The 449-nt window shown below is 75.7% G+C and carries 1 protein-coding gene; it reads right to left on the minus strand.

Annotated features, from left to right (window positions below; genetic code table 11):
- Nucleotides 1-449: DUF2927 domain-containing protein (locus ACLD7X_RS18950; protein WP_411425226.1), on the minus strand; the 449-nt coding region annotated here is incomplete at both ends.

A 449-nucleotide genomic window follows, 5' to 3' on the forward strand; every position in this document is an offset into this window, starting at 1 on the left:
GAAGTTGGCGCCCGCGTCCTGCAACCGGATCGGGTGGCCCGTCACGCGCGACAGCCGCCCCAGCAGCGACGCCACGCGCACCCGTTCGGTCGCGCGCCGGCTTTCGGGCACCGAGGCGCCAAAGCGCAGCGCCACGCGCACCGGGTCCTGCCAGCGGCGCAGGATGCTGGGCGTCTCGCGCGCCACATAGCCGCCGGGGCCGCGCTGGAATTCATCGTAGAGCGCGATGCGGACAAAGGCCTCGGACAGCATGCGCGCGGTGAAGGGCGCGTCGGGGATGCCCGGATCGGTGCGCATCAGCCCGCGATCCAGAAACCCCGCCTGCAGGTCGCGGTAATAGGCGGCCAGCGACAGGCTGGCGGCCGAAGGCGCCTGCGCCACGGCCGGCGGGGCGGGGGCGCGCGGCGCGGGGCCGGTGGCGGCCAGCGTGCAGGCCGACAGCACCCCGG

This window comes from Aphanothece microscopica RSMan92 (assembly GCF_046613545.2).
Lineage (GTDB): Bacteria > Cyanobacteriota > Cyanobacteriia > PCC-6307 > Cyanobiaceae > NIES-981.